General features: G+C 42.3%; 11 protein-coding genes. 8 read left to right on the top strand and 3 right to left on the bottom strand.

Features of this window, described 5'->3' with window-relative positions; all coding sequences use genetic code 11:
- Positions 1-82 precede the first annotated feature (82 nt).
- The 8 genes from W7W_RS0119385 to W7W_RS0119345 all read left to right on the top strand — a co-directional run bounded on the left by W7W_RS0119385 (position 83) and on the right by W7W_RS0119345 (position 17,951).
- On the top strand, positions 83-2,752 hold the full coding sequence (locus W7W_RS0119385; RefSeq protein ID WP_010665300.1) for a transglutaminase domain-containing protein: 2,670 nt from the start codon (positions 83-85) through the stop codon (positions 2,750-2,752).
- Between the two features lie 137 nt (positions 2,753-2,889).
- A complete protein-coding gene (locus W7W_RS0119380; RefSeq protein ID WP_010665299.1) occupies positions 2,890-4,356 on the top strand; it encodes an alpha-L-fucosidase in 1,467 nt (488 codons plus the stop codon).
- Between the two features lie 227 nt (positions 4,357-4,583).
- Complete coding sequence (locus tag W7W_RS0119375) at positions 4,584-6,503, top strand: peptide-N-glycosidase F-related protein (RefSeq protein WP_010665298.1); 1,920 nt, start codon at positions 4,584-4,586, stop codon at positions 6,501-6,503.
- 309 nt (positions 6,504-6,812) lie between these two features.
- Positions 6,813-9,122: a glycoside hydrolase family 20 protein gene (locus W7W_RS0119365; protein WP_010665297.1), complete on the top strand. Its 2,310-nt coding sequence runs from the start codon at positions 6,813-6,815 to the stop codon at positions 9,120-9,122.
- An 11-nt stretch (positions 9,123-9,133) separates the two neighbouring features.
- Positions 9,134-10,246: a carbohydrate-binding family 9-like protein gene (locus W7W_RS0119360; protein ID WP_010665296.1), complete on the top strand. Its 1,113-nt coding sequence runs from the start codon at positions 9,134-9,136 to the stop codon at positions 10,244-10,246.
- 20 nt (positions 10,247-10,266) lie between these two features.
- A complete protein-coding gene (locus W7W_RS0119355) occupies positions 10,267-11,970 on the top strand; it encodes an alpha-L-fucosidase (RefSeq protein ID WP_010665295.1) in 1,704 nt (567 codons plus the stop codon).
- 593 nt (positions 11,971-12,563) lie between these two features.
- The gene (locus W7W_RS0119350) at positions 12,564-16,052 is read left to right on the top strand and encodes a SusC/RagA family TonB-linked outer membrane protein (RefSeq protein ID WP_010665294.1); all 3,489 of its coding nucleotides are present in this window, start codon (positions 12,564-12,566) and stop codon (positions 16,050-16,052) included.
- 24 nt (positions 16,053-16,076) lie between these two features.
- Positions 16,077-17,951 carry a SusD/RagB family nutrient-binding outer membrane lipoprotein gene (locus W7W_RS0119345; RefSeq protein WP_010665293.1) on the top strand — a complete coding sequence of 625 codons (1,875 nt, stop codon included), beginning with the start codon at positions 16,077-16,079 and terminating at the stop codon, positions 17,949-17,951.
- A 73-nt stretch (positions 17,952-18,024) separates the two neighbouring features.
- On the opposite strand, the gene W7W_RS0119340 is transcribed toward W7W_RS0119345, so the two are convergent.
- From W7W_RS0119340 to W7W_RS0119330, 3 genes are all read right to left on the bottom strand, one after another.
- Complete coding sequence (locus tag W7W_RS0119340) at positions 18,025-20,349, bottom strand: family 20 glycosylhydrolase (RefSeq protein WP_010665292.1); 2,325 nt, start codon at positions 20,347-20,349, stop codon at positions 18,025-18,027.
- A gap of 977 nt (positions 20,350-21,326) precedes the next feature.
- Positions 21,327-25,268: a hybrid sensor histidine kinase/response regulator transcription factor gene (locus tag W7W_RS0119335; RefSeq protein WP_010665291.1), complete on the bottom strand. Its 3,942-nt coding sequence runs from the start codon at positions 25,266-25,268 to the stop codon at positions 21,327-21,329.
- 42 nt (positions 25,269-25,310) lie between these two features.
- On the bottom strand, positions 25,311-26,030 hold the full coding sequence (locus tag W7W_RS0119330) for a FadR/GntR family transcriptional regulator (RefSeq protein WP_010665290.1): 720 nt from the start codon (positions 26,028-26,030) through the stop codon (positions 25,311-25,313).
- Positions 26,031-26,291: the final 261 nt, after the last annotated feature.

Here is a 26,291-nt window from a genome sequence, read left to right as displayed (position 1 = left end):
CCTATTGAAGAAGCCCTACCCAACAGCGGTTTCAAAGAATTGAATGGCTGACCATTGGTTTTAAATTCAAACACAATTTGGTATGTTCATCAGAGTTTCCATATTGCTTATTTGCACCCTGATTATATCGGGATGCCAGACCCACGACACACTGACAGGGGATAAAAAAAAAGCACTGGAAATAAAACAAAAGAGTGAAGAAACCCAAATTCTGGCATCTGGCAGAAAAGATAAACTCTTCAACTTTGAAAATGAAAACCTCTCTCATTCCGAAAAGCAGGCATTAGACTTTCTCTATGCATGGATGCCCCTCAGCGACCTGTCAAACCATACGGGAGATTTCTACCTGCAAAACGTTCGCTATGCGCTGAAAGCAAAGAATACACTTCCATGGGGGAAAAACATTCCGGATGAAATTTTTCTGCATTACGTCCTGCCCCACCGGGTCAATAATGAATATACTGATACTGCCAGAGTCGTTTTTTACAATGAACTCAAAGACCGGGTAAAAAACTTGTCTTTAAAAGAGGCCGCCCTCGAAGTTAACCACTGGTGTCAGGAAAAAGTAATCTATCATTCCACCGATGAATACCGCACCAGTGCCCCGTTAAGCACGGTCAAGACAGCCTATGGACGTTGCGGAGAACAGTCCACATTCACAGTCGCTGCAATGCGCTCTGTAGGTATTCCTGCACGCCAGATTTACACACCCCGCTGGGCACACACCAACGACAACCACGCATGGGTGGAAGTATGGATCGACGGCAATTGGTACTTTCTGGGAGCTTGCGAACCCGAACCTGAACTTAATATGGGTTGGTTTGAGAGCCCTGCTACCAGAGCAATGCTTACCCATCATCGTACTTATGGACACGTTTCCAATGGCGGGGAAATCGTCACTCAAAACAGGCCCTTTACCGAAATTAACACCCTTGACCACTACGCCCCCACAAAAAAAATATGGGTCAAAGTTCAGGATGAGAATCAAAACCCCCTTAAAGATGCGGTTGTACATTTTCAGCTTCCCAATTTTGCTGAGTTTTACGACATTGCAAGCATTCGCACCAACAAAGACGGAATAATTGAATTTACCACAGGACTGGGCGATCTGATGGTGCAGGTCATTCATGATCGGCAATATGCCTGGGAGAAACTTCCCGTGCCCGAAACAGACACACTCCTTGTCACTATCAGCAACAACAGCATGCCAGCTGCCGGAACGCTAAAGGAGTTCTCGATAAATGTACCCCAACCATCGTCCACTGAAGATCACAGCAATGTTGACAGAACCGGCCATGCAGAACGATTAAAACAGGGGGATTCTATTCGCAATGCTTACGTCAGCACCTTCATTGATTCTCTGACATCACTGAAAATCAGCAAAAATTTGGAGATCGATCCAACGCAAACCATTACCCTGTTTAAACAAAGCAGGGGTAACTGGGACATCATAAAGCAATTTTTGGAGTACGCTGTCCCCATTGATAAACAAAAAGCATTGACCCTTCTTTCAGTGATTTCTGACAAAGACAGGCGCGATACCCCCCTTGAGGTATTTACAGACCATTTTGATCATTCCATCAATGAAGAAAATATCGATCCGGAAATCTTCAGGAGTTACATCTTGAACCCGAGAATCGCCAATGAAAAAATTTCAGCATATAAAGCTTTTATCCGGGATTATTTTGACGATCAGTTTAAAACTAAAGTTCAATCGGATGTTTCTGTGTTAGTTGACTGGATTCACCACAATATTGAAGTCCGGGATTCTGCAAACGCATGGGGAGTCCCGCAGCTTCCCTCAGGGGTTCTTGAATTGAAGGTTGCCGACACCAATTCAAGAAATATTCTTTTTGTAGCAATTGCACGCAGCTTCGGAATTCCTTCGAGAATAAACCAGGTTAACAAAGAGCCACAAGTTCTGCTGAACAATGAATGGACAGATGTTGATCCGGACAATAACAAAGTAGGCAATGCCGCAAAAGGGGTTCTGAAACTGACGTTTGATGATCCGAAGGAAAACACTTCCCTTCCGGAATATTTCAAAGATTTTACGCTCAACCGTTTTGAGAAAAATCAATTCAAGACACTGGACTATAGCAATACCGATGTGTTCAACCAATTCCCGGCGTCAATTCAACTTGACGAAGGCTTGTACTCTCTGGTAACTGTTAGAAGATTACCTGATGGTTCATCAAAAATCAGACGTCTGTTTTTTGAAATGAACGCAAACCAGAAACAGGAAATTATCCTTAAAATACCTGAAGAGAGCGAAGAGGAAAACACGCTGGCCGGTAAAATCACCATCGATCTTAATCAATCCGTAAAATCATGGGATACTGCTGAAGATATAAATATACAAACGCTTCACAGTGAATCCGGATTGGTGCTTATATGGTTTGACCCAGCCCGTGAACCTTCCAAACACCTGCTTAACGATCTGATCAGATTAAGAAGTAATTTCAATAACTGGAATGGAAACATTCTTCTCCTGACAGACCATGATAAAATCACCCCGGCCTTTTCCCCAGGCGAATACCCCGGATTACCCACCCGAACTGTTTTTGCCACCGATGACTCGGACTGGCTTTCAAAATTAAGCCAAAAAATCAACGTCATTCAAAAAGATGAGCTGCCCGTAGCACTTGTCATCAATGGTGACAAGGAGGTTATTTATCACTCTTCGGGATACAGAATCGGAATTGGTGATGATGTGTTAAACCAGGTGGTTACGGGATGTGCAGTCAACTGATTATCTGAAGAAAACCCTCTCCATCTCTACCCAGATAAATCAACCTCCTACCCCACACACCCAAACATTACTTTCAAACACAGAAACTTAAAACCATGTAATCAAATCCCATTTTCTAACTTTCAATAATCTTGAACATGAAAAATCTATTCCTTACAACAATCATCATACTCTTTACAGTCGCTGCAACAGGCCAGGCAATATATGAAGACGAACGATACGTCCCGGAAACAGACCCGCTGGTACTGGAAAAACTGGAACAATGGAAAGACTTTAAGTTCGGTCTGCTAATGCATTGGGGCCCTTATAGTCAATGGGGAATCGTTGAATCCTGGAGTATTTGTGCCGAGGATGAAGGTTGGTGTCGGCGTCCACATGAGGATTACATTGCATACAAAAAAGAATACGAAGGATTAAAAGAAACTTTCAACCCCGTAAATTTCAATCCCGACAAATGGGCCAAAGCAGCCAACAATGCAGGAATGAAATATGTTGTTTTTACCACCAAACATCATGATGGCTTTTGCATGTTCGACTCCAAATATACCGACTACAAGGTAACCTCCAAGGAGTGTCCGTTTCATACCAACAAGCGTTCAAATATTGCGAAGGAGATATTTGACTCATTCAGGAAAAAAGATTTTTGGATTGGAACCTATTTCTCAAAACCGGATTGGCACAACAATGATTACTGGTGGAGCAATTTTGCCACACCAGACCGCAATGTCAACTACGATCCGGAAGAATATCCTGAGAAATGGGAATCTTTTGTTCAGTTTACCCACAACCAGATCCTTGAATTAATGACGGACTACGGAGATATTGATATACTATGGCTTGATGGAGGATGGGTAGCAAAGAAATCTCCCAAAACCATCAAAGAAGCTTATAATCGCAAACTGGAAAACACTGAATCAGGATTTATTAAAGCCCAGGTAATAAATCAGGACATTCGTATGGATGAGTTGGTGCAGAAAGCAAGGAAAAAGCAACCCGGGCTTATCGTAGTAGATCGTGCTGTTCATGGGAAAAATCAAAACTACTTAACTCCGGAAAACAGGGTGCCGGAAAAACCACTTCCCTATCCGTGGGAATCCTGCATAATCTCAGGAGGTGGATGGTCATATACTCCTGATGCAAAATACATGAGCGGTCAAGAGGCCATCCATATGCTCATCGACATTGTAGTTAAAGGAGGAAACCTTTTATACAATATCGCTCCCGGACCTGATGGTGATTGGCAACAGGGAGCCTACGACCTATTGGAAGACATCGGTGAATGGATAAAGATAAACGGAGAGGCCATCTACGGAACCCGCACGATGGAACCCTATAAAACAGACAACATCGGCATTACCGAAAAAGAGGGAACTGTTTATTTTCTCTATTTAGACGAAAAAGGTACCAATCAGTTGCCTCAATCAATTTCCATCAACACTCATTGTCCTGCAGAAGGTGCAAAGGTATCCCTTCTTGGAACCCAGGAGCAATTGGATTGGGAAAAAACTCAAGAGGGTTTTACAGTCAAAATCCCATCCGCGTTGCAAGAAAATCCACCCAGTAAATATGCCTGGGTAATTAAGGTTACAAAAATCGAAAAGTAGAATCTCTTTTCACACACACTCAACTTAAAGATGCAGGTTTCGCCTTCTGATAACAGAGGACGGAACCTGCTTCACAAGAGCATCTTAATGCTGAAAAATAAAACAGCACCAATTGACTAAAATCTATTCCGCCACTAAGCGACTCTCTCCCGCCCCACTTTGCAGTTTATTTCAACACCCCTTCCCAATCATTCTAGAAAACAAAAACAGAATAAATCATTTCAACGATGAAAAAAATATTTTGGAGTATTTGCACGCTCGTTCTGACACTTGCTTTTTCAGACGCAAAAGCTCAGGAGGTTACCAATGTGACGACCCACGATCACATAACCATCACGACTGATGTCTCGCAGGGCACCAATTCATTTACTGAATGGGGGTTATTCCCGCATCAACAGGAAAGCATTCGTCGCATCAAAATGCAGGTAACTCTGGGACATCCGGATTCTCTGGCTATTGCCCACTGGGATTACCTGGACTTTATCAACATCAAAAAAACAGGAGGAATTTCAGGACAAACACGTGACATTGAGCTCGGACGACTGATAACTCCTTATGGAAGCAGCTTCACCAAAGACTGGAGTTACACATGGGAAGTGGATGTTACTGATTTCTCTTCAATGCTGCGCGACAGTGTCCTGATTGAATTTGTCCATAACGGCTGGGAGCCCGAGAAACTGGGATGGGAACTGACAGTCAACTTTGAGATACAGAAAGGAACGGAAATTGCAAAGCAAATCAAGTTCACCGAGCTTTATAAAGGTGATTTTCCTTACGGAAACATTGATGACCCGGTGGAGAATTACCTGACTCCCGTTTCATTCAGATTTGAAGATCAGGCAGACTTCGGAAGGATAAGAATCCAGCATACCGGACATGGTTTTGGAAAACCGGACCTTTGCAGTGAATTCTGCACCCGCTGGCGCGAAGTGGTTTTTAATAACCAGATAATTGATAAACGACACCTCTGGAAAGAGTGCGGAGACAACCCGTTATATCCTCAGGGAGGCACCTGGATTTTTGATCGCGGACACTGGTGCCCGGGAGATCTGCAGGATCCGGATGTATTTCAAGTGCCAGCCAAAGAAGGAACCAACTCCATTGACATCGATATGATGCCCTATGTGGACTCAATAGGTGAAGTGGAAGGGCGTGAAATAGTAACTGCTTATCTGATTGAGTACGCTGCTCCCAACAACAAATTTGATGTGGCCATGGAAGAAATCATGGTGCCCAATAAAAAACAAAATTACGGACGCATGAACCCGGCGGTTTTTGAACCGGTAATTCGTTTCAGAAACCTCGGAAGTGAACCGCTGAAAGAACTTAAAATCAAATACGGAACTGAGGGATTCAAGACTAAAACATTCAAATGGACAGGAAACCTCAACTTTAACGAAGAGACAACGCTTTACCTCCTGGAGATGGTACAGTTCAATGCCGGACAAAATACCTACAGCGTTGAATTGCTGCGTCCAAACGGAAAAAAAGATCAATGGCAGGGGGACAATAAAATGAAATCGGTTTTCCATGCTCCCAAACAGTTACCCACAGAATTTGTGGTAACCTATAAAACCAATAACAACCCCGAAGAGAACCACCTGTTTCTGATCAATGAAAAAAAGGACACCCTTTATCAAAGGATGCCATCAGAATGTGAAGCCAACACGCTTTATCAGGACACCTTGAGGTTAGATTCCGGACTTTATGAGTTCGAGCTTACAGATAGCGAAGGAAACGGACTTGAGTTCTGGGCACAACCGGATGCCGGATATGGATACCTGCGCTTTCTGGATATTGAGGGGAACATTCTTCATCACTTTATAAGCGACTGCGGCAATGGCCAGTTCCTGTCGTTTGAAGCTACAACGGATGCACAAAAAGACACCACCGTTTCTCAAAATGCCTTTTTCATTTATCCACGTCGCACAAAAGACAAACTTGAGCTGGATGCTTTTCTTGAGAAACCCCAAACCATGAGAGTACAATTCATGTCTGATGGTGTAGCTGTGGAAACACATGAATATTCCAACTTTAAACAGGGAACTTTTGAGTACTCTCTGAGTTATCTGCCAGCCGGACGTTATGTTGTGGAAATATACGTGGACGGTCAGCTGGTGCATAAAGACCGGATCAACAGGGATTAAGGGTCCCTGAAAGGGGCCAATTTGAATCGAAGATCGACGACAGTCAATAACCCCGGGTGGGTAACCCGGGGTTGGCATAACAAATGAATCAGGTCCCCGAATGGGGTCCAATTATTAATTATCTGATTTTTTTGCTTATTGCAAAAATCTGTCATCGGTAACGCAGTGAAGCAACCTCAATTTTTAACCGAACTCCAGTAAAATTTTATACGAATGAAACGAGCATGGCAATGGAACCACAATAGAATATGTATAATATTCTTACATGCGAGTTCCATCAGACCAATAACTTAAACAAACATTATACTGATGAAACGAACTATCTTTTTAATTGCCATCCTGCTTAGTACTCTCCCGGTCCACAGCCAGAAAGGACCTGACATCATTCCGACTCCGGTAAAGATGCAGGTCAATGAAGGTACTTTCACGATTGATGCCAAAACAACCATTCAATTCGATAAGAAGGAGAAAGAACTAAAAGAGGTTGCCGCTTTCCTTACAGGTTACATCAGAGACATCTCCGGAATTGAATTGTCACACAACAGCAGAACCAATAAAAGGATCATTTTAAAAGAGTCCAATGATGCTGAATTAGCCATGGAGGGGTATCACCTTAAGGTAACTTCTGAGAACATCCTTATTGAGGCTGCCAATGAAAAAGGAATTTTTTACGGCATACAATCCCTTCTTCAAACACTTCCCGCCATCCGGACCAATGCCTCACTGGAGATCCCGGCTATGGAGATTACCGACCATCCCAGGTTTCAGTGGCGGGGGATGATGCTGGATGTCAGCAGACATTTTTATTCGCCCGAAGCAGTAAAACAATACATCGACCTGTTGGCTACCTATAAATTCAACACCTTTCACTGGCATCTGGTAGATGATCCGGGCTGGCGGATTGAAATAAAAAAATATCCAAAACTTACCGAAATTGGAGCATGGCGTGTAGATCATCTCGACAAAGTATGGAGCGAACGCCCACCTGCTCAGGAAGGCGAAGAAGCTACGTATGGAGGATATTACACTCAGGAACAAATCAAAGAAATTGTTGCCTATGCACAAAAGCGCAACATCACCATTGTTCCCGAAATTGAATTGCCTGCCCACTCGGTGGCAGCACTAGCAGCCTATCCCGAATATTCCTGCACCGAAGAGCCCCAGTTGGTAAATACAGGAGGAATATACCCAAAAGGGATCCAGAGTGCCTATTGTCCGGGAAAAGACAAAACATTTGATTTTCTGGAAGACATCTTTCTTGAAGTATTGGAACTGTTTCCTTCAGAATACATACACATCGGAGGTGACGAGCTGGACAAATCGCAATGGGAAAAGTGCGATGCCTGTCAGGCCAGAATCAATGAAGAAAATCTTGCAAACGAAGACGGCTTGCAAAGTTACATGGTCAAAAGAATCGAAAAATTCCTGAATGCACACGGACGAAAACTCATTGGATGGGATGAAATACTGGAAGGAGGCCTGGCTCCCGGCGCCACCGTCATGAGCTGGCGCGGTGAAGCAGGCGGTATCAAAGCTGCCAAGATGGGACATGATGTGGTGATGACTCCCGGCTCACCCTGTTATTTCGACCATTATCAGGCCGGACCCGAAGGAGAGCCGGCAGCCATTGGAGGGATGAATACCCTTAAGGATGTTTATGAATATGAACCAATCCCGGAGGAACTTAATGCAGAAGAAGCCAAATATGTGCTGGGAGCCCAGGCAAATGTCTGGACGGAATACATTGCCACCCTGTCGCATCTCGAATATATGGTTCTCCCACGTATGCTGGCATTATCTGAGGTGGTCTGGTCTCCTGCAGAACATCGTGATTGGGAAGATTTTAACAACCGACTTCGCGGTTGGCATTTCCGGGCATTCGACCAAAAAGGATATCATTACAATAAAGGAAACAGCAAAGTGGTGATTACACCACAATCTGTTGATGGCAAACTCCTGGTGGAACTTGAATCCGAAATCGTAGGGGCAGAAATTGTTTACACCCTGGATGGTTCCCGGCCGGAAAGAGACAGCAAAAAGTATTCAAAACCTGTCGAAATCAAAGAATCAGCCACCATCAAAGCATCCACACTGCTAAATGGAGAAGTACTCGGGATGGTACCTGCATCACAGTCGTTTGAAATTCACAAAGCGGTTGGACAAAACGTCGATTACAAAAATCCTGTGAGCCGGTATTATATGGCCGATGGTCCCAACTCCTTAACCGATGGTGTTCGGGGTACCTTCACCGTAGGAAAATACTGGCATGGATTTCACGCCACAGATATGGCCGCCACCATCGACTTAGGAACCATCACTGACATCAATCGTTTATCGGTGGGAATCCTGCAAAAAAGAAAAGACTGGATATTTCCGGCCTCTTCTGTAACATTTGAAATTTCTACAGACGGGAAAACATTTTCCCGAATGGAAACTGTGGATTTGCCGATAAAACGGGACAATAAAGAAAACAAAATCCTGAATTACACCACTGATAAGAACACCACTAAAGGCCGGTTTATCAGAGTAACTGCCGAAAATTTCGGAGTTTGCCCGGCAGGTCATCCGGGAGAAGGAAAACCCACCTGGCTTTTTGTTGATGAAATTGTTGTTGAATAAATCCGGAAAAAATGAAATTTGTATTACTCGCATTTACACTTATTCTTTTAACCGCCTCAATTCAGGGAAAAACAAAAAACAAATACTGGCACAAAGATGCACCAGTACCTGAATTAAACCGGGAAAAATATGTTTGTTACAGAACTTCTGATTCCATTAATATTGATGGAATTCCGGATGAGAACAGCTGGAAAGAAGCAGAATGGTCAGGGGAATTTGTGGATATCAGAGGATCGGAATTCCCTGCTCCCACGCATGCTACCAAAGTCAAAATGCTCTGGGACGACAACTATTTTTATGTGGCTGCACATTTGGAAGAACCCCACATCCAGGGAACCATCACCCGACATGATGCAGTTATTTTTCGTGATAACGACTTCGAGGTTTTCATTGACCCATCGGGAGACACACACCTCTATTACGAATTGGAAATAAATGCCCTCAACACCATTTGGGATCTGTTGCTCATTAAACCTTACAGAGTTGGTGGCCCCCCGGTAAATAGTCTGGAGTCTCCGGAAATAAAAACAGCAGTTCACATCATTGGCACTTTAAACAATCCGGCAGATACCGATTCCTGCTGGTCTGTGGAAATGGCAATCCCGCTGGGGACTCTTACGGAACTTAACGGAAAAAGGAAGCCGACCGAAGGGACCCAATGGAGAGTAAATTTCAGCCGTGTTCAGTGGCACACCAGAGTAGTGGATGGTGCTTATGAAAAAATAACAAAGCCCGAAACCGGAAACCCCCTGCCTGAAGAAAACTGGGTGTGGTCACCCCAGGGGGTAATAGATATGCACCGACCGGAAACATGGGGTTATGTCCAGTTTTCGGAATCAGAGTCCGGAGCCGGAAGCTCAAAATTTGAAAACCGCATAGAAGAAGAGACCAAATGGGCCCTTCAGAATATCTTCCTGGCCCAACGAAAATATCATGGCCTTCATGGTCATTTTGCCAATTCTCTAAATCAGCTCAGAGAGGTGGGATTTAATCCTGATGCGTTAAATGGATCTTATGAAATTCGCAGGGGATGGCACACCTTTGAAATAAAATCATCCCTAAGCAACTCCGACTGGTTTATCAACCAGGAGGGCCGGGTGTGGTCAGCAAAAATGAATAACTAATCGTTCTTAAACATTCAGCTATGATTCGCAAATCAACTCTGTTTTTAATTTCATTCCTCATGGTTTTATTCACCGTTGAGGCACAAGAAACAAAAGAAGAAAAGGCCGAAAGAATGGAATGGTTCAAAGATGCCAAGCTGGGGATTTTTGTTCATTATGGTATATATGCCGTAAACGGAATCGATGAATCCTGGTCTTTCTTCAACGGATATATCTCTCATGAAGATTACATGAACCAGCTTAACGGATTTCATGCCTCCAACTTCGATGCCGAACGATGGGCAAAACTTTTCAAAAATGCAGGGGCTAAATACTCGGTCATCACCACCAAACATCATGACGGTGTTGCTCTCTGGGACTCAGAAACAGATCACTACAAAGTGACAAAACACACCCCTGCAAAAAAGGATCTGATAACCCCCTTTGTCAATGAACTTCGCAAAAACGATCTTAAAGTGGGACTCTATTACTCACTAATAGACTGGTCGTACCCGGATTACCCGGCATTCACACGCGACAGCGTAAGATATTCGAAAAATCCGGAGCGATGGTCCCGTTTTGTGGACTTTTACTTCGAACAACTGGATGAACTCTCCTCCACATTTAATCCCGATCTTTACTGGTTCGACGGAGACTGGGAACATTCTGCCGACGAATGGAGATCAAAACAGGTAAGAGAAAAGCTGTTTTCCTATAAAGAAGGGGTAATCATCAACAGCCGACTCAATGAATACGGTGATTACATGACTCCCGAACAAGGAGTCCCGGTAGCTCAACCTGAAAACCCATACTGGGAACTTTGCCTTACCATGAACGACAGTTGGGGCTATCAGCACAATGACCATAATTACAAAACGCCTTATCAGCTCTTACGTACTTTTGTAGATTGCATCAGCAAGGGAGGAAATCTATTATTGGATGTAGGTCCTATGCAGGATGGCACGATCCCTGAACCACAAATCGAGATCCTTGATGAGTTTGGTCGTTGGACAAGCAAACACAGTGAAGCCATTTACGGTACCAGAGCAGGACTGCCCGAGGGACATTTCAATGGCCCCTCCGCCCTTAGCAAGGATCATAAAACACTGTACCTCTATCTGGATTACACTCCAGAAAGCCCCATTTCTGTGCGAGGTATCAAAGGAAAGGTTGAGAATGTAAGACTGCTAGGCAAGAAAACCGGAATCGATTATCGATACAATCAGGAGCAGGCCAACCTGATGGTTAACATTCCGTCAGAAGCATGCGATCCGGCAATAACTGTTGTTGCGGTTGACTTTGCTGATCAGGTAAAACCCGGTGAAACGGAAGCGAATCAGGCAATGGAGGATTTCTCCAAACTTGCGGAAAATCAGGCTTGGAATAAAAAACACCTCCCCCTGATGGGAAAAGTAAAACCCGGCATCTCTACTCAGCATTTTGCAGGAAACTCCCTGTTGTCTGAAGATGAAAACATTTTGTATCTCATCCTGGATGGTAAACCCAACGGACCATTAATGATTAAAGGATTACACAATAAAATTAACCGCATTTGGGTGGTTGGCAACGCCACCAAATTATCGCACCAAATACTTGGGAAATTGTATTGGAGTGAAGTCCCGGGAATTGCCTATATCCCGGTTCCTGAATCAGTACTCGACCCTGAGGCTACAGTTATAGCCGTTTTACTCGACGGACCCGTAGATCTTTATACCGAAGAGGGACAAGTCATTGAAAGTAATTAGAATCTGTCCATAAAATCCCGTTTACTGCGTTACAGCATTAGCGGAAATTGCTCATTTACTCGAGTAAACTCCGCATTTCCGCTAATGCCAAGCCTTGTAAACGAAACCTTCTGAACAGACACAGCGAACTTGAGATACTTTGCTTAGTTTATGGACAGGCACTAATTAGCCTGTCCATAGAGTCAAGAATCCCGGTTGCAAATCTGCATCATTAAAAACCTCCTCAAAAGGGCACTTTACTTCCTAACATACAAACACTTACCGTTAAGACAAAAAACATTGACACCGTTAATTTTTGTCTTTTATTGTAGTTTTTTGTATTAGCCATTGTTCGTTAAACAATAAAAACAAACAAGAATAACCCGGCCAACAAAAGAAACTTTTGTAAAAAAATAATAAAAGAATGTGCAAAAGAAATAAAAAATAATACATTTGCACAATATAAAACACCATTAAAGAATTAACTCTATTCTTTTTTAACAAAAGAAAGTTAATCAATGAAGCCATTTTATGTAAAAATTTGTAAATTGAATGAAATTCAATTTAAAAGTCAGGTTTATGTTTTACTTAATTATTAATTAAAAATCTAGTCTATGAGGCGATTAAAAAGTTGTTTCCCCCTGGAAACGGGGAAATGGAACAGCAAAATTGGGGCTTTAACATTAGCCGGGTTACTGGCTTTTGGGGGAGCTTCTTCAGCTTTTGCTGATGAGAACAATGAAAAAGTCATTTCAAGCCTGCAACAGCAACAAACAATTACAGTTTCAGGTAATGTTCAGGACACACAAGGAATGCCTGTTCCGGGAGCAAACATTGTGATACAGGGAACCACCACAGGAACCATCACCGACATGGATGGTAACTATAGCCTGGATGCCCCCGAAAACGGCACCCTGGTATTTTCATTTATCGGATTTAACACACAGGTTATTCCGGTAGAAGGTCGTTCAACCATCAATGTAACCCTTGAGGAAGAGAGTCTGGGCCTTGACGAGGTGGTAGTAACCGCCCTGGGGATAAAGAGAGAGACCAAAAAACTGGGTTACGGAATGACAGAAGTGGCTGGGGATGAAATCGCATCCACAAACACCGTCAACCCTGTACAGGCACTTCAGGGTAAATCAACCGGTTTGACCATCGGTGCTTCTGATGGTGGCCTGTTTGGAAACTCTAAGATCCAGATTCGGGGAGTATCTGTTATGAATTCAAAAAACAACCAACCAATTTTTGTTGTTGATGGAGTCATTCTTGACAACAATATTACAGATTCTTCTGCCGACTGGGCTGCCAGCTCCAACGATTTTGGAAACATGTTGAAAAACCTAAACCCGGATGAATACGAGTCTGTTTCGGTACTAAAAGGTGCCGCTGCAACAGCACTGTATGGATCACGAGGTATTAATGGCGCCGTCGTAATCACAACAAAAGATGGTGAAGGAGCCAAAGGAATAGGTGTTTCAGTAAGTCAAACCGTTGGTATTGATCACGTGTATAACACACCTGATCTTCAATACGAATACGGTCCGGGGGTTATGCCTGGCTATATCGATTATGGAGAGAAAGATGCCAACGACAGATATTATCGATTTGATTCTCAGCAATTCTACTTAAACAGCAATGGAGATCCATCATTCCGAAGCCATCCATGGGGCGGAGGTTACGGATTCGGTCCGAAATATGATGGCCGGATGGTAGAACATTACGATGGGGAAATGCGTCCATATCTGCCTGCAAAAGACAATATGCTTGATGCTTATGATCTGGGAATAAACAATAACACATCTGTTGCCTTGAAGGGTGGAAATGAGGATGGTAATTTTTACCTCTCCCATTCTTACAACTACAGGAATGGTACCTTGCCAAAAAACACCTTCAGCAGAAATGCAACCAAATTTTCCGGCTCATACAATTTAGCCAGTTGGCTTAGAGCTGAAGCATCAATCTCTTTTACTACATCCACGCCCAAGAATCCACAAAACGACCTTGCACAGCAATTTGCAACAGGTGGTCTAAACAATCTCTATGATACTGAGCGTTGGAAAGAAAGAGAAATTTATCAGGCTTCACATGGCGGAACACCAAACAGTGCATATGGAGACAAATACGCATATGTCCCCGGAAACTCCATTTGGTTTTCATATAACATGAATGAGAATGTTCGAAAAGAACAGGTAACCCGTCCGATTGTAAGATTAACAGCCGATCTCTCCGATTGGGTTTCCATCACAGCCGAAGGAAACATGAACCATTATACCATGGAACATGAACTTAAGCAACTAGGACAAGGATATGCCAATGAAGGAGGATACTACGAATTGAAACATGACCGGAATGTTAGTCGCACCGGGAAATTAGTAGCCAACATCAATGGTGACATCACTGAAGATATCTCAACCAGTGTAATGCTCGGTGGGGAAATTTTTGACCAGGAAATGTCAATGACCCGTGCCTGGACTGACGGAGGACTGATTGTTCCCGGTAAATTCTTTCTGGACAACTCCAAAAAGACCAAGCTCAGCGAAGGACGTATATATGGAACAAAACAGATTAATTCGCTTTACTTCCTGGCAAATTTTGGATGGAGAGACCAATTGTTCCTTGACATCACAGGACGAAACGACTGGTCTTCTTCTTTAGTTTATACCGATGGTACAGGAAACTACTCCTACTTTTACCCTTCTGTTAGTTCATCATGGATTTTCACCGAATCATTTGACACACCGTCATGGATGACCTTCGGAAAAGTTCGTTTATCATGGGCACAAGTAGGTAATGACACAGATCCTTACAATATCAACAAGGGATATTCTGTCGGAAACCATCAAATCAATGAGTCAAGCTTTGCTTATTACAATACAAGGTCAACAACATCTGTAGATCCTGACATTAAACCGGAACGCAAAAACTCATTTGAAGCAGGTTTGGATTTAAGAATGTTACAGAATCGGGTTGGTTTGGATGTTACCTATTACGATGAAACCATTGAGAACCAAATCGGTAATGTTCCTATCCCTTATGAATCCGGAGTTAATGAATTATTGACCAATGTTGGAACATTGAACAATTCAGGTCTTGAAATAAGTTTGAAACTAACCCCGGTTAAAACATCAAACTTTAACTGGACCACAACTTTCAACTATTGGGACAACACGACCAAAATCACTGAGTTGCACGAAGATTATGGTGCATATCGTGTACTTGGTGGTTATGTTGATTATGGAAACTTCCGGATTGGTTCGGTTGCCTACGAAGGCGGTGAGTATGGTGTTCTGATGTCAGACAGCAAACCAAAAGTATGGCAATCTGAAGATGCCAATGATCCCCGGAACGGAATGAAAGTTCTTACCTGGAGAGATGACTGGAGAGGCGCATATTATACACGCAGTTATGAGGTGGAAGAAGTTGGTAAGATGCAGCCAGACTTTGAAGGCTCATGGGACAACAGTTTCAGTTTTAAAGGGCTCACCTTGTCAGTTCTTTTGGATGCCAGATATGGAGGACACCTTGCATCATATGCAAACCGTTATGGTACTGCTTACGGATGGCTTGAGACATCTCTTGCCGGACGCGACCCGCAACATGGAGGTATGGAATGGACTTCAGAATATTCTGATACTGAAGGAAGAACATATTCAGATGGAATCATACCTGACGGAGTCTTTCAGGAAGGACAAACAGTTACTGCACCTAATGGATCAACTGTTGATGTAGGAGGAATGACCTACCAGGAAGCTTTTGATGCAGGATACGTTGAGCCTACACATGCTGGAACGCACACTTATTTCAACAATTCATGGGGAAGCGGTGTCGTAAATGATGATTGGTTTGAAGAAGTTAAGTACATTGCTTTACGAAATATCTCTGTAGGATATAACCTCCCCAAAAGTATAGCTCAATCCATCAAAGCTCAGAACCTCTACGTTGCTTTTAACGCACGAAACCTGGGTTATCTTTACAACTCAATGCCCAACAATCTAAATCCCGAAGGATTCCGGGGAACTACCAGTACAGAAAGCTTCCTGGAGCGTTCGTTTATGCCTTATACCGCAAGCTATACTTTCACCGTAAAAGTTGACTTCTAAGAATAACTAAAAGTATTAATTGTTATGAAAAATATATCATTTATCCTATTAGCTCTTTTCCTTATTACGGCCATAGGCTGTGATAAAGATGAGTTTGCCGAATTGAATACTGATCCGGCAGTCCTGGATGAACCCGATTTGCGTTTTTCTCTTACCAAAGCCGTTGAGCAAATGTATGAGAATGACTATACAACCTGGTTCTACAACAACTTTCAGTACATCTTCCCATGGTCTCAGCTGACCTCAGAACAGGGAGGCAATGGTCCTGACCTCAATGAAATGGGCCCATATGGATCTCAAAACATTTATCGTGCTCTGTTCCCTCAAACAAGAGATATTCAGTATCGGATTGATCAAATGGGTGACGAAGAAAAGGCCAGACATCAGGTCCTCAAAGCAATCACTTACCCTGTTCAGATATTGCCGGCAATGGCAAATTCTGACCTCGTAGGTTCAGTAATTTATGAAGAGGCAGGTATGGCTCCTTTCACCAACCCTCCGTTAATTACTCCCGAGTATGACAATCAGGAAGAGCTATACAATCTTTGGTTAAATCAATTAGACGAAGCAATTAGTATTCTTACTAATGCTGAAAACCAAATCGACTTTGGTACTCAGGATTTAATCTACAATGGAGACTATTCAAAATGGGCAAAATTTTGCAACCTTCTCAAGCTGAAGATTGCCGCCAGAATGATTAACATCGATTTGCAAAAAGCCCTTCAGATTGCAGAAGAAGTTGCCACATCAGAAGCGGGCTACATGAATGCTCTGGGTGATGACTTTATCTACCACCGTGGAATAAAGTATTACGGAACTCTGGAAGAAATGTGGATTGGTTATGGAGGTCAGAACGTAATCAACTTTTTACGTGACAACCTGGATCCCCGCTTACGTTTCATTTTCGAGAAAAACGGTTTCAACGCTGAAGTTGTACAAGCTTTTATTGATGCAGAAGTTGATCTTCCTCCATACGTGGAGCAATATGTCACCTATGACGGAGATGGAAATTTCGCAGGATGGGCAGGTCCCGGTGAACCCTGGGTTCGTTACCATGGAATTCCTTTGGCCCCGGATGCTCAGCTTGAAGGCGAAAATGACATCTACTTCAACCAGGGATCACTGTTTAGAATCTCCGCCGGAGACGCAGAAAAATCGTATGCAGGAACCTCTTTGTATTCAGAAAAAGTAGTCAGAACCTCTTACGACTACACTTATCCCACAAAACCAGGGGGAAGTGTAATCCAGCTAAAAGACAACGACCCTCCTCTGAATGTAGTATTAGGATCATCAGCTGAGACCAATCTTTACCTGGCTGAATTCAAATTATTGGGAGCAAACATCCCGGGAGCTGCACAGGATTATTTTGACCAGGGAGTAAGATTGTCTGTCAGAAGAATGGATGCTATTGCTGACAATAATCAAATGCCTTATTACGAAAGTGATCCGGTTTATGCTTTGGAGAAAGGACCTGAAGCTGAAGATAAAGCAGAAGCCGCTTCTACTAAATTAAAGGAAGGAGAGATTGATGCGCTGCTAACCCAACCGGCATATGATTTAACAACAGACGGACTGGAAAAGGTTTACATCCAACAGTATATCAACTTTGCAAACACCCCAAATGATATGTGGACACTGGTGCGCAGAGCTGGAATTCCTAAAAAGAACAGTAACTATCTCGCTTGGGAAGATTTGTTATCTTCCGGTAATGAGATAACATTACCACGTCGTTTTAGAATTGGCACGCCCACTGAAGATAGCAAAAACTACGAAAACGAGTTGAATTCTGTTACTGAACAAGGATTTACCACAGGAACATTAGATCCTCAAGTTCTGAATACTGAAAGATTGTGGTTCGACAAAAACAACCCACAATACGGAGCCGGTTCAAATAACTAAAACCAATCTCCAAAGTAAAAACAAAGGGCTGCTTCTCGCGAGGCAGCCCTTTTATATTACCTAATCCTGAAGATTACTCTACCATTACTTCATCAAACCCAATCCTTCCCGGATCATTTTCCAATACATGTCCTTCCGGCATTATCCCGGTTGCTTTGAGGATGATCTTCACATAACGGGCATTCATCTGATCCAGATCAAGTCCAACCATTTCATGCTTAATCCCCTCTGATATGCGTTCATGTTCTGAAAATGTTCGATCGACCACCAAACGATATTTGCGTCCATTTTCACTTACTGAAATCTGAATTTCAGAAGGTAGATGCACAGCACGACCATAATTGTTCAGAAAACTGAGCGTAACATTTGAAAAGGACTTCGTCTTACCCAGGTCAATTACAAATTCACCACCACGATTGTAAAGATCAACATGCTCCCCGTCAGTAAGCTTCTCACTTCCCAGTAAACCGTTGGTTAAAGCACCGGAATTGGGTTCCTCAGACACCACGATGGCTCCGGTAGCTTTATTGTACCTCAGATTCAGTGTCAATATCTCCCCTTTTCTTTCTGCTCCAACAAATGAAGCAGCACGGACAATCTCTCCATTCTTTACTTTGAATGGGGCATCAAATATCGTTGAAGAGGCATCAGGCTCACTCCCGTCAGTCGTATATCTAACATCCACATCGGGCCGGATACACGACAAGTCAATTTCAAGATCTCCATTCAACGGACGAACCGTATGAAACAAATTATACATTGACTTGGAAGCATAATTCACCCCCAAATGGTCGTAAATACTGGTAAGATTATCCAACCGGGGTAGAAATGCTCTCCAGTCGCGATTTCCAGGATTACTCCAGGCAACCTCCGAGAATGCTGCCAACCGGGGAAATATCATGTATTCTGCCTCCTCCGGATCATCGATAAATTCACTCCACAAACATGCCTGAACGCCTTTCAGCAATTCAAACTGACCGGGATTCATGTCATCAGCAGGTTCATAATTATAAACATCCAGCAGCGTATTGTTCCCAAAATAAGTAAATGGCTCAAACCACTGAGGGCCCTGGTAACGAATAAAATAAAACGGAATGGCAGGGGACATAATAAATGGGAATCCCTGATCTGCAGCCTTCAATGCATGACGACCATCACCTCTCCAACCAAATATGTTAGCGCCTTCAGGAATCTCTCCATTGGTGAGTTCATCCCAGCCCATGACCTTCTTCCCTTTTCCGCGAATGTAGTCACCCATCCGGTTGACGAACCATGCCTGAAGTGCTTCTTCATCTGCAAGACCTTCCTCATTTATCCTGTTCTGACAAAGCGGGCACTTCTCCCAGTTATCTTTCCATGCTTCATCACCGCCAATATGGATATATCTCGACGGGAACAGTTCAGCCACCTCATCAATCACATCCTCCAAAAAAGTGAAAACAGAATCATTTCCGGCACAGTATATCACGGAACTCATATCACTACCAATTCCGGGTAACACATTAATTGATCCTTCCACCACAGGGCAGTCAAGGTGGGGAAACGCCGACAATGAAGATACCGTATGAGCGGGCATTTCAATTTCCGGTATCACTTCTATTTGCTTGCTGGCAGCGTACGCAACAATATCCCGTATATCTCTCTGTGAGTAGTAGCCCCCAACAGACGTAGGTTCCCCATCAACAGGATTCTGTCGAGCTGAAAAATAATTATATCGATCTGCCCGCCATGCGCCCACATCCGTTAATTCAGGATACTTTTTGATCTCCAGGCGCCATCCATTGTCATCGACCAGGTGCAAATGAAGATAATTGATTTTGTGCAATGCCAGATAATCAATGATCTTGAGAACATGCTCCTTAGGCATAAATTTACGTGCCACATCCAACATAAAACCTCTGTAACTGAAGCGTGGATAGTCTTTAACAGTAACACCCGGAACTTCCCATTCAATATCTTTTTCCCACTTGCTCGAATAAATCTCAGGGGGTAGCAGTTGCATCAGGGTATTCATTCCATATTGAAATCCTGAAGTGGAAGAAGCCTCCAGTCTTACAACATCGTTTTTCACATCCAACAGATATCCTTCGTCCGGCAAGCCATTGTTGGTACGAAAAACAACCGCATTTTTTACATTTTCACTACCAAATTCGGGACGATACCCTATGTTGACTGATACCCTGAAATACTCCAGATAATCTACCAGCAGTTTTTCCTGCGTCCTGTTTTCCGTAACCCAACGGGTATTTCCATCAAAACGGAAGACGCCGGGATGCATGGTTACCTCCCGGGGAACCGGAACAACATTTATCTGAGCTGTTTGATTTTGAGACAGAAGAGCAAAGAAAGCAATAAAAAGCCCTGTAATAATTTTCTTAGAATTGAATCGTTGACACATGAATACGAAGTTTTAATCTTGTTTTGAATTAAGCGATCAAAACATTTTTATGTTTGGAAGTTTTCCATGGACAAAAAATGTCTTTCTCACCTCATTTAACTTTTCCCGGTAAAGTCAAAAATAGATTTTATCAACCTCGTATTTTTCTGGTTTTAACTGTTATTTTTTCAATATTGTCTTTGTTTAAGGTTTCTTTAGCCTTTTGAAAAGGAGACTTTAAACAGCTTTATAAATACAAATACAATAATAGAAAAGGAATGATATGATATGTAGTCCATTTCTCATCGGCCCGGAAAAAACATTGCAATGAAACGAGCATGATAATTTTAAACATAAATATCACGAGAGAACATGTTAAAAAATATTATGCGAGAGCGAAGCGGTTCCATTCGTTCTCAAATATTTAATTAGTTCTTTTTCATATAATTACAAAATTTTAGGCTAATGAAACGAGCATGGCAATGGAACCACAATAGAATATGTATAATATTCTTACATGCGAGTTCCATCAGACCAATAACTTAGATAAATTTTCACTATTGTCCGGAAAAAACTGTTATTATGAAAGAAGATTGCTTCGCTCTGCTCGCAATGACAGCGTCTAAAAGAGTTTAGCAGGGTTGGTAGGGGTTGATTTTCGGCGTTGCCGAAAATCAACCCCTACCAACCCTCAGTTTCATGTAAAGCCCCGTCATTGCGAACGTAGTGAAGCAATCTCAATTTTTTAACCGGACACCTGGGAAAATTGTAATAAAGAGAGAGAGTGGGCGTGAGGGATAACTATAACCCCTTGGCGGAGCCCCAGGCTATTGCTGTCAGGCTTTCAGCCTGATTATGATTAACCTGTTTTATGATTAAGGTAGATGGACCAGAGAATTCCTGATAACTCAATGGATGGTTTACAAACCTTACACTACAAACAGGATCATTAATAACTTTTTGTTCATTACAAAAGTATCAAGTTTTTTTACCAAACATTACTCAACCTGCCGGTACTTTTTAGGGGAATACCCGGTTTGTTGCTTAAATAGCGTACTAAAATAACCCTGACTTGAGAATCCAAGTTTAAAAGAAATTTCGGCAATCGACAGATCTGTTTCTTTCAACATTCTTGAAGCAAAATTAATTTTGTACTCATTGATGTAGTTATTCACACCGGTACCCACCACAGCTTTTACCATTGTATATAAAGAAGCCCGGCTCATTGCCATACGATCGACCAGCAAATCCACGTTCAATCCGGGATTCTCAATCTCTTTCTCTATAATTTCATTCAATTTATTCAGAAACTTTTCATCCGCATTACTAAACGTAACATCTGCCACATCCACCACATTCCTGTTCTCCCGGTATTTCTTTCTCAGGTCCGCCCTGGAATGTACCAGATTCTGCACTACCGAAGTCAGCAGATCAAGACTGACCGGTTTGGTCAGGTAATGATCGGCTCCCAGTTTATATCCGTGAACCGAATCCGCCTCGGAACTCCTGGCGGTTAGCAGAATTACGGGTATGTGACTGATTTCCGGGTCTGATTTCAAAGTTCTGCATAGTTCCCAACCATCCATCACCGGCATCATCACATCGCTGATGACAAGATCGGGGCTGTCGGTGCCAATAGTATCCAACGCTTCGCGCCCATTTCCGGCAGTCAGCACTTTTTTAAACATCCCTTTTAATGTTTCCTTTAAAAAACTTAACAATTCCCGGTCATCCTCTACCAATAAAACAGTTAAGTGACCCAACGCCTCTTTATCCACAATATCTGCTTGCTGATTTTCCTGCTCCTGAACGTTATCCCGAAAAATTTCTTTCTCTGCCTCAACTGCATTATTCTCTCCTCCGGAAATCATCGGCAATTCAAAGTACAACTCAGCTCCTGTTTTTTCCCTATTCACAGCTCCTATTTTCCCTTGATGCATCTGAATAAGCATTTTGGAAAAAGCCAATCCTATTCCCGTTCCACCATCGTTCTCCTTGTCAGTATAATAGCGTTCAAAAATTCTTTCGACATTATCAGCAGAAAAACCCGGTCCCTCATCTCCAACTGTTACACGAACTCTTTGGTTGGAAAGCAATTGACTACTGATGGTAACAGTTTTTGTCTCAGGTGCATGACGCAAAACATTCATCAGAAAGTTATGAATAACCCGCTTTAGTTTTACATAATCAAAGGAGGCCTCGCCAATTCTATCATCTAACTCAAACTCAAATCCAATCCCCACATTTCTAAAAACATTCTCAAATTCTCTAACTGTTGAAAGCAACCATTGATTAAACACTGTAGAGGATAGCTCTAATTTATTTTCAGCACTCTCCATTCTGGAGTAGTCCATCAATTGATCAATAAGTCCTTTAATATAATTTACGTTCCGGAATATATTCTGCAGCCATTGAGCCTGCTCCTCCTTTAAATTGCAAAGCCCTTTCAACATCCTTTCAAGTGGATTGTATATTAAGCTCAAAGGGGTTCTCAACTCGTGGGAGATATTAACCAGAAAATTAACCTTCTGTTCATTTAACTGGTTCTCTCTTTTTATAAGCTGTACCTGCATTTTATCCATTGCCCGACTGTATATGAGGGACCTGACAAGGTACAATAACCCTCCAAAGAGCAATGATGCCAACAAATAAAACCACCAGGTATTCCACCAGGCAGGCTTAACTTTAATTTCCAATAGATTTTCAGCTTTTCCCCACAATCCCTCAGATGTTTTTGCAAAAACATAAAGAGTATAATCCCCATGCTCCAGATTTGAGAAACTAAGATTCATCGATGTGGTTTCGATGGTATCCATCATTGCTCCCTTAAGCCAATATCTGTAATATTGCTTATTAAAAAGTTCCTCATCATTAAAAAACAATTGAACTTCCAGATTATTAAAATTGTGTGGCAAAAAAACCTTACCCTGTTCAGAAAAGCTTTGGAATTGCTTTTCATCCAACAAACGCCCGTCTTGCTTCAACTTAACAATGGAAGGTTCTGCAACGGATTCCAAATCTTCATATAATCGTTCTGCTCTAATTCTGACAAAACCAGCGACCCCTCCCATGTACACATCTCCGTTTCGTGCCCTCAAAACTGGCTTGTGCAAAAACTGATTGGGTCTAACACCATCTGACGGTCCGTAAGATTGAATGACATCCAACTCTTTGTGATAGCTAAATAAGCTTCCGGAGGTTCCAAACCAAATACGATTCTTATGATCTGCAATAATACTGGTTACCTTTCTAAAAACATCAGACTCTTCATTGCTAATAACACGTCCGGACTGTGTAACCTGGTAAATTCCTCTGGCGCCCCCGATCCAAATCATCCCATCGGGTGACATACAGGCAGAATAAATCATATCCTCTGACAGTTTTTCTGCACTAAACAATAAATCAATTTCTTCCTGGTGATAATTAAACCGATAAATCCTCTGATTACCATAAAGAATAATATTCTCCATCATCCTACCGGCAAACTTTAATTCCCCTTCCATCGGTCGGACACCTTCCAGTTCCAGCTTTCTAATTTTATTGTCAGAATTATTGTAAACAAATATTGAATCCTGAAAAATAAAGATCCGTTCATCAACCCTATGCATATTTACCCCTAACCGACCGGTTCCCGGCAAATCAAAGTCCCCCAGCTTCTCGGGAAGAAAATCCTTTAATTTATGCGTATCAATATCAAAGACTCTGGGTCTGTGACCATAATCATTAAGTAACAACTTGCCCCCAGGCATTGTGGACATGCCATTTACCTTTAAAGATAAGGTAGATGGGAAATGCTCAAATCTGTTACTGTCCGGGTAAAAAGCATTGATTCCGCCTCCGTCTGTGCCTACCCAAATGGTACCGTCAGTCGCTTCAACCAAACTGACTACCGAAGGGTTTGTTGTTCCTAAATTTGTTCCCAGGGGAGCTTCAGAGAAAGAAGAGATACCTGTATTTCTAACCCCAAAAACTCCTCCCCGAATAGTTCCTAACCAAATATTTGAATAATCATCCTGATAAATCTCGTAAATTGAATTCAACTGACTAAAGACTTGTTCGTGCGTAACATTTGACAAGGGAAGAATTTCACCTTTGTCGGGATAAAGGACATTCACTCCACCACCGTCTGTACCAATCCAGATAGTGCTGTCAACCAAACAAATGTCCAGAATAATATCATTCGTTAAACCTGAATCTGCACTCTTATAAGATGCCTCTAACTCACCTCGGCGATTAAACTTCATCAAACCTTGACCATATACGCTCAGCCAGACCTTCCCTGCCTGATCAATAGTTAAATCCATAATTCGACTGCCCAGATCCCAATCAAGGCGCTCAACCTCACCTGTCAACAGATGACATAGAAACAATCCATTCCAAATGGATCCAATTAAAACATGCTCTTCATCCCAGGGAAGGATGGAATACTGAAGGGATATCAAACCAACCTCACCCTTAAAAGACAGTAATTTATAAGATTGGTCGTTTTTTGAGTAAATTACGAGGTGATCAGAGCTTCCAAAAACAACCTTGTCTTCCAACTCCAAAAAACCTGAATAATCACTCTCCCACTGCTCTTCTGAAAGTTCCACTCTGTCAAACCCATTGGTACGCGGTTCATACCTTGCAAGCCCCTGACTCGTTCCTATCCAGAGATTCTGATTGTCATCTTTTTTTACAAAATAGATATGATTCCCGGGAATAGAGGTTGGATCTTTACTATCTCTATAGTAAGTAATCATTTCATTACCATCATACCTGTTAAGACCATCAATGGTCCCAATCCAGAGAAGCCCTTTGTCATCCCGCAAAATGGATTGAACCATGGGTTCAGAAAGCCCTTGTTCCAGAGAAATCTGCTCAAAGTGATAGTTCGCCTGTCCCCAAAGTCCGGTCAATAAGGAAGAAGAAAAAACAAGAATGATTATCAAGTTTTTCATGTCTGAAATTCAAAATGAAACGAAACCAAGTTAAGTGATAAGTTAAGAAGAAACAGGGTCGGTTCCAAACAACCGCTGAAAATGATTCTCCAGATGCATACGCATCGCTTCTCTGAATTTCTCAGCACTTCCATATTCCAATATCTCCACCAGTTGCTTATGCGACATATAGGTCTTTTTTTCGACAGGCCGCTCAACCAATTTAGAGTCGTAAACATAACTAAAAACCGGTAGCAGAAGAGTCTGAAAATTCATCATGGTCTGATTTCCGGTAATCTGATACAGCTTGCTGTGAAATTTTATTTCATGATCAATTTCAAAAAGCACATTTTCACTTGAATCTGGTTCATTCTCCACTATTTTATGCAGTTCCCGGATATCTTCCGGTTTCTTCCGCTTGAAGATAAGATCACCCATTCCAATCTCGAGCACCAAACGCAGTTCAAATATATCGCGGAGGGTACTGCTGTCCATCACGCCCGGAATTATAGCTTTTTTTAACACTTCAAGCAGGTCAGGACTTTTGATAACAGCCCCTCTGTGTTTAACTGACTCTATCAACCCAATCGTTTTTAGACGATTAAGCGATTCCCTCACTACCGTACGACTAACACCAAGAACCTCAACTAACTCAATTTCTTTGGGTATTCTGTCTCCGGGTTTCAGTTTTTTACGAATTAAATAGTCTATTAAGGTCATCTCAACCTTATCAACCAGGCTTCGGGTATCAATCCGAAAGTGCTCTCTATTAAAATCTTCCATAATAAATTATGTATTGCATAATATATTCCACCTACAAATCTTAAAAAATAATTTGGTTTTTACGCCATATTTTAAATAAATTCGACGCGTGATTATGTATTACATATAGAGTACTGAATAAGAAAAAGGAGACCCCAACTCTAAGATATTGCTTATATAAGCAAAACAAGAAACCTTAACCTCAACAGCTCGTCCATAGACAATTTAGAGGTTGAATTAGTAGAGGAATTCCATTATCATCTATAAAAGAAAACCTGAGAC

The organism is Marinilabilia salmonicolor JCM 21150 (assembly GCF_000259075.1).
Taxonomy (GTDB): Bacteria; Bacteroidota; Bacteroidia; order Bacteroidales; family Marinilabiliaceae; genus Marinilabilia; species Marinilabilia salmonicolor.
The sequence above is the reverse complement of the archived record's forward strand: the minus strand, read 5'-3'. Positions and strand labels throughout refer to the sequence as shown.